The sequence below is a fragment of the Sphingosinicella sp. genome, assembly GCF_052387495.1.
Classification (GTDB): domain Bacteria; phylum Pseudomonadota; class Alphaproteobacteria; order Sphingomonadales; family Sphingomonadaceae; genus Allosphingosinicella.
Map to the genome: position 1 here is coordinate 1 of NZ_JBQTJC010000078.1, position 5872 is coordinate 5872.

The window sequence follows — 5872 nt, forward strand, 5'->3', positions numbered from 1 at the left end:
GGTCTGCGTCGAGGAAGGCTGGCCGGGCTGCTCGATCGCATCCGAACTGATGGCGATCGCGATGGAGGAGGGCTTCGACGATCTCGACGCCCCGGTGCTGCGGGTGGCGAACGAGGACGTGCCGTTGCCTTATGCCGCCAACCTCGAGAAGCTCGCTTTGATCAGGGCCGAGGACGTCGTCGCCGCCGCCAAGAAGGTTTGCTACCGGTAATCGTCGCCCCGGCGAAGGCCGGGGCCTCAGGGAGACGCGCCGTGTCCTCTCGGCCTGAGATCCCGGCCTTCGCCGGGATGACGTGATGGATCCCGACCGCCGCCTCGCTCTAGCCTACGTTCCGGCACTGACGCGCCCGGCGCTGGAGGCTTTGTGGCGTCTTGACGTCACTTTGGGGGCGGTGCTCGCCACGGGCCGCGAGCCGATGGTGACCCGGATCCGGCTCGCCTGGTGGCGCGAGGCGCTGGAGCGGCTCGATCGCGAGCCGCCTCCGCCCGAACCGACGCTCGAAGGCGCGGCGCGGCACCTGCTGCCCCGCGGCATCATCGGCGCGGAGCTGTCGGAGATGATCGTCGGCTGGGAGGCGATCGCCGATCCGGGTCGGCTGCCGCGCGAGGCGCTCGATACCTATGCCGAGGCGCGGGGCGCCACGCTTTTCCGTCTGTCCGACCAGTTGTTGGGTGGCGTTGATTTCGACCTCATCGCGGCGGGCGAGCTTTGGGCACTCACCGATCTGGCGCGCCGGAGCGCCGACCCAGCGGACCGCGCCGCCGCCCTGGACTCGGCGCGCCGCCGCCACGGACCCAAAAGCTGGCCGAGGCGGCTGCGGCCACTCGGGATGCTGGCGGTGTTGGCCGACCGCGACCTGAAGCACGCTAGTCTCGAGCCGCAAGGCGCGCCCGGCCGAATGCTGAGGATGCTCAGCCACTGGCTCACCGGGCGTTGACTCGAATCGGATTTACTTTCCTCCGATTTGGCGATTTCATGCGCCTGGACTAGCGTAACCGTCGAAGGGGAGGGGGTATGCTCCGATTCTTTGCGGGGGTCGGCTCGGCGCTGCTGCTGGTGCTGGCCGGCTTCTTCATCTGGCAGGGCATCGCGCAGGACGAGGACGATCCGATTCCCGACGCGCCCGAGGGCGAAGCCGTCGCCGAGGCGTCCGGCGCGCCGCCGCGGCCGCCCAGCGCCGACGAGCGCACCAAGGAGCAGCGCCGTTTCGACCGCGCCGACCGCGACAATGACGGCCGGATCACGCTGGAAGAGCTCCATTATCCCCGCCGCCGCCCGTTCCAGCGGCTCGACACCAATAGCGACGGCCGCCTCTCCTTCGAGGAATGGGCGGTGCGCACCTCGACCAAGTTCGGCGAGGCCGACCGCAACCGCGACCGGGTGCTGACCCGCGAGGAATATGCCACCACGGCGCCAAGGCGGCGGACGCCCGCGCGTAAGGCGAACTGCAACTGCTAGGCGAGCCAGGCGGCCAGGTCGGCGCGGGCGCGGTCGGTGTAGCGCTTCTTGCGGTCGGCCTTCTTGGCGCGCCCTTCGATCGGCGGGAAGAGGCCGAAATTGACGTTCATCGGCTGGTAGCCGTCCGCCTCGGCGCCGCCGGTGATGTGACCGAGCAGGGCACCGAGCGCCGTGGTCGGCGGCGGCAAAGCGAGCGTTTCTCCGCCCAGCTCCGCCGCGGCGAAGCGCCCGGCGAGGAGACCGATCGCTGCACTCTCCACATAGCCCTCGCAGCCCGTGATCTGCCCGGCGAAGCGGACGTTCGGCCGCGCTTTCAGCCGCAGCGTGCCGTCGAGCAGCTGCGGCGAATTGATGAACGTGTTGCGATGAAGCCCGCCGAGCCGGGCGAACTCCGCCTGCTCCAGCCCCGGAATCGTGCGGAACAGCCGAACCTGCTCGCCATGCTTCAGCTTGGTCTGGAAGCCGACCATGTTCCACAAGGTGCCGAGCGCATTGTCCTGGCGGAGCTGGACGACGGCATAGGGCCAGCGCCCGGTCCTGGGATCGTCGAGCCCGACCGGCTTCATAGGGCCGTAGCGCAGCGTGTCCTCGCCGCGCTCGGCCGCGACCTCGATCGGCATGCAGCCCTCGAAATAGGGCGTGTCCTTCTCCCACTCCTTGAATTCGGTCTTCTCGCCGTCGAGCAGCCCCTGCCGGAAAGCGAGATACTGCTCCTTCGTCATCGGGCAGTTGATGTAGTCCTTGGTATCGCCCTTGTCCCAGCGGCTGGCCATCCAGCACACATGCATGTCGATCGAGTCGCGGTGGACGATCGGAGCGATGGCGTCGAAGAAGGCGAGCGCATCCGCGCCGGTCGCGGCGCCGATCGATTCGGCGAGCCGCGCCGCGGTGAGCGGGCCGGTGGCGACGATGGCGAGGCCCTCGGCGGGCAGCGCGTCGACGCGTTCGCGGACGATCTCGATCTTGGGGTGGGCGGCGAGCGTTTCGGTCACCCGCGCCGAGAAACCGTCGCGATCGACGGCGAGCGCCGATCCCGCCGGCACCTTGTGCGCGTCCGCCGCCGCCATGATCAGCGAGCCGAGGGTGCGCATCTCCGCATGGAGCAGCCCCACCGCATTGTGCTCGGCATCGTCGGAGCGGAAGCTGTTCGAGCAGACCAGCTCGGCGAGGCCGTCGGTGTGGTGCGCGGGCGTCATCTCGCCGCCGCCGCGCATTTCGGAGAGGCGGACCCGCACGCCCGCCTCGGCGAGCTGCCATGCCGCCTCGGATCCCGCCAGGCCGCCGCCGATGATATGGACCTTGTTCGTCATCGGGCGGTTGGATAGTCGCTGAAGCGCGAGGGAGGAAGGCCATGCTCGACCATGTTGGCTTCGCGGTGGCGGATGCGGAGCGTTCGCGGGCGTTTTACGAGGCGGCGCTGAAGCCGCTCGGCCTCGGCCTGGTCATGACCGTGCCGGCCGAGGAGAATGGCAGCGGCGGCACCGCGCACGGCTTCGGCACCGAGGGCGACCCCTTCTTCTGGATCGGCGACAACGAGCGGGTGGGCGAGGGGACTCACGTCGCCTTCCGCGCCGAGACGCGCGATCAGGTCGACGCCTTTTACGAAGCCGCACTCGCCGCCGGCGGGCGGGACAATGGCGCGCCGGGGCTGCGTCCGAATTACGGACCGAATTATTATGCCGCCTTCATCCTCGATCCCGACGGCTTGAACATCGAGGCGGTGTGCCACAAGAGCGTCGAGGATGACCGCGAAGCGCATCTTCACCATCGGCTATGAGGGCGCGACTCAGTCGGAGCTGATCGCGGCGCTCAAGCAAGCGGGCGTCGCGCGGGTGATCGACGTACGCGCCGTGCCGCTGTCGCGTAAGCCCGGCTTTTCGAAGAACGTGCTCGCCGCCGGGCTGAAGGAGGCGGGGATCGACTATGTCCACCTGAAAGCGCTCGGCACGCCCCCGGACGGGCGTGAGGCGGCGCGCAAGGGACGGTTCGCCGAGATGGAGCGGATTTACGCCGCCCAGCTCGAAACCCCAGAAGCCGGCGTCGAAGCGGCGCGGATGATCGCGCTCGCGGAAGAGGCGCCCTCGGCCCTGCTCTGCTTCGAACGCGACCCGGCCCACTGCCACCGCACCCCGCTGCGGGAGAGCGTGATCGCCGATTGGAAGGCGGTCGACCTCTACGCCTGAGGCGTGCCTTCGCCGCCGTCCGCCAAATCCTCGCCGATCACGGCGTCGTCGCTCGGAGCGATCTCGGCGGTGCCGTCGCCCAGATCGGCCTCGGCTTCCTCCTCGCTCTCCTCGATCCGCGCGGCGGAGACGACGTGCTCATTCTCGGCCACGTCGAACAGGCGGACGCCGGCGCTGTTGCGGCCGATCACGCGGGTGTCGCCGACGCTCATCCGGATCATCTTCGCCTGGTTCGTCACCAGCATCAGCTGCTCGCCATGGTGGGCCGGGAAGCTCGCCACGACCGGGCCGTTGCGCTCGAGATTGTCGATATTGGTGATGCCCTGGCCGCCGCGGTTGGTGCGGCGATACTCATAGGCGCTGCTGCGCTTGCCGTAGCCGTTGGCGCAGACGGTGAGGATGAACTCCTCGGCCGCCTCGAACTCGGCCATGCGCTCGAGCGTGAGGCCCGGCTCGCGCTCTCCTTCCTTCCAGGGCGCGGCGCGCAAATAGGCATCGCGCTCTTCGGTGGTGGCGTCGAAGCCGCCGAGGATCGAGAGCGAGATGACCTCGTCGCCGCCGATCAGCCTGGCGCCGCGCACGCCGGCGGCAGTGCGGCTCTGAAACTCGCGCACGTCGGTCGCGGCGAAGCGGATCGCCTTGCCGTGGCGGGTGGCGAGCAGGACGTCGTCGTCCTCGGTGAGCAGCTCGACCCCGATCAGCCGGTCGTCCGACCCTTCATCGAAGCGCATCGCGATCTTGCCGTTCGAGGGGACGTTGGTGAAGGCGTCCATCGAGTTGCGCCGGACGGTGCCCTTCGCGGTCGCGAACATGACGTGGAGCTTGCCCCATTCGGCCTCGTCCTCGGGCAAGGGCAGGACGGTCGAGATCGTCTCACCCTCGGCCAAGGGCAGCAGATTGATCATCGGCCGGCCGCGCGCCTGCGGCGCGCCTTCGGGCAGCCGCCAGACCTTCAGGCGATAGACCTTGCCGGCGGTCGAGAAGAACAGGACCGGCGTGTGGGTCGAGGTCACGAAAAGCTTGATGACCGCGTCCTCGTCCTTGGTCGCCATGCCGGCGCGGCCCTTGCCGCCGCGCGCCTGGGTGCGGAAGGTCTCGAGCGGGGTGCGCTTGATGTAGCCGCCATGGGTGACGGTCACGACCATGTCCTCGCGCTCGATCAGATCCTCGTCCTCGATCCCGTCCCAGGCGGGCGCGATCTCGGTGAGGCGGGGCGTCGCATAAGCGGCTTCGATCTCGTCCAGCTCCGTGCGCATCACCGCGTAGAGCTTGATCCGGTCGCCGAGGATTTCGAGCAGAGCGCCGATCGAGGTGGCGAGCTCGCGAAGCTCGCCGGCGATCTCGTCGCGGCCGAGCGCGGTGAGGCGGTGGAGGCGCAGATCGAGGATGGCCCGCACCTGGGTGTCGGAGAGGCGATAGCTGTCGCCCTCGACCTCGGCCTCGATCGCCTCGACGAGACGGATGTAGGGTGCGATTTCGGCGATCGGCCAATCGCGCGCGATCAGGGCGGCGCGCGCCTCGGCCGGCGAGGCGGAGCCGCGGATGATCCGCACCACCTCGTCCATATTGGTGACCGCGATGACGAGGCCGAGCAGCACGTGGGCGCGGTCGCGCGCCTTGGCGAGCTCGAACTTGGCGCGCCGGGTGATCACCTCCTCGCGGAACTTGACGAACGACTCGATGATGTCGCGCAGGTTCAGCGTCTCGGGCCGGCCGCCGCGGATCGCGAGCATGTTGGCCGGGAAGGAGGATTGCGCCGGGGTGTGCCGCCAGAGCTGGTTGAGCACGACGTCGGGGGTGGCGTCGCGCTTCAGATCGATGACGACGCGGACGCCCTCGCGGTTCGATTCGTCGCGGATGTCGGCGACGCCCTCGATGCGCTTGTCCTTGGCGGCCTCGGCGATCTTCTCGACCAGCCCGTTCTTGCCGACCTGGAACGGAATCGCGGTGAGCACGATCGATTGCCGGTCGCCGCGGCCCTCCTCGATCACGTGGCGGGCGCGCATGATGATCGAGCCGCGCCCGGTCTGATAGGCGGATCGGGCGCCCGCGAGGCCGAGGATCAGCGGCCCGGTCGGGAAATCGGGCGCCGGGACATGCTCCATCAGACCTTCGACGGTGATCGCGGGATCGTCCATATAGGCTTTGCAGGCGGCGATCACCTCGCCCAGATTGTGCGGCGGGATGTTGGTCGCCATGCCGACCGCGATGCCGCCGGCGCCGTTGACCA

The 5872-nt window shown here is 69.1% G+C and carries 7 protein-coding genes; 5 read left to right on the top strand and 2 right to left on the bottom strand.

Going from position 1 to position 5872, the window contains the following annotated elements; translation table 11 throughout:
* The 3 genes from ACT4N8_RS04340 to ACT4N8_RS04350 form a co-directional block, all read left to right on the top strand.
* On the top strand, positions 1-211 hold a 211-nt coding region (locus ACT4N8_RS04340), incomplete at its 5' end, for a transketolase C-terminal domain-containing protein (protein WP_444856908.1).
* Positions 212-296: 85 nt separating this feature from the next.
* Positions 297-938: a squalene/phytoene synthase family protein gene (locus ACT4N8_RS04345; protein ID WP_444856909.1), complete on the top strand. Its 642-nt coding sequence runs from the start codon at positions 297-299 to the stop codon at positions 936-938.
* A gap of 77 nt (positions 939-1015) precedes the next feature.
* The gene (locus tag ACT4N8_RS04350; RefSeq protein ID WP_444856910.1) at positions 1016-1459 is read left to right on the top strand and encodes a histidine kinase; all 444 of its coding nucleotides are present in this window, start codon (positions 1016-1018) and stop codon (positions 1457-1459) included.
* On the opposite strand, the gene trmFO is transcribed toward ACT4N8_RS04350, so the two are convergent.
* Positions 1456-2769, bottom strand: a complete 1314-nt coding sequence (trmFO, locus tag ACT4N8_RS04355) for a methylenetetrahydrofolate--tRNA-(uracil(54)-C(5))-methyltransferase (FADH(2)-oxidizing) TrmFO (RefSeq protein WP_444856911.1) — start codon at positions 2767-2769, stop codon at positions 1456-1458. The two genes, ACT4N8_RS04350 and trmFO, sit on opposite strands and share 4 nt — an antisense overlap.
* A gap of 41 nt (positions 2770-2810) precedes the next feature.
* Here trmFO and ACT4N8_RS04360 point away from each other — a divergent pair, with 41 nt between their 5' ends.
* Both ACT4N8_RS04360 and ACT4N8_RS04365 read left to right on the top strand, forming a co-directional pair.
* Positions 2811-3236, top strand: a complete 426-nt coding sequence (locus ACT4N8_RS04360; protein WP_444856912.1) for a VOC family protein — start codon at positions 2811-2813, stop codon at positions 3234-3236.
* Positions 3202-3642: a DUF488 domain-containing protein gene (locus tag ACT4N8_RS04365; RefSeq protein WP_444856913.1), complete on the top strand. Its 441-nt coding sequence runs from the start codon at positions 3202-3204 to the stop codon at positions 3640-3642. The genes ACT4N8_RS04360 and ACT4N8_RS04365 overlap by 35 nt, the downstream gene beginning before the upstream one ends.
* Here the strand turns inward: ACT4N8_RS04365 and ACT4N8_RS04370 are convergent.
* Positions 3633-5872: DNA gyrase subunit A (locus tag ACT4N8_RS04370; RefSeq protein WP_444856914.1), on the bottom strand; the 2240-nt coding region annotated here is incomplete at its 5' end. The two genes, ACT4N8_RS04365 and ACT4N8_RS04370, sit on opposite strands and share 10 nt — an antisense overlap.

Excerpts from the sequence above, each read along its gene's own strand:
- ACT4N8_RS04345 (WP_444856909.1), top strand. The coding sequence starts at position 297 with ATGGATCCCGACCGCCGCCTCGCTCTAGCCTACGTTCCGGCACTGACG.
- ACT4N8_RS04350 (WP_444856910.1), top strand. The coding sequence starts at position 1,016 with ATGCTCCGATTCTTTGCGGGGGTCGGCTCGGCGCTGCTGCTGGTGCTG.
- trmFO (WP_444856911.1), bottom strand. The coding sequence starts at position 2,769 with ATGACGAACAAGGTCCATATCATCGGCGGCGGCCTGGCGGGATCCGAG.
- ACT4N8_RS04360 (WP_444856912.1), top strand. The coding sequence starts at position 2,811 with ATGCTCGACCATGTTGGCTTCGCGGTGGCGGATGCGGAGCGTTCGCGG.
- ACT4N8_RS04365 (WP_444856913.1), top strand. The coding sequence starts at position 3,202 with ATGACCGCGAAGCGCATCTTCACCATCGGCTATGAGGGCGCGACTCAG.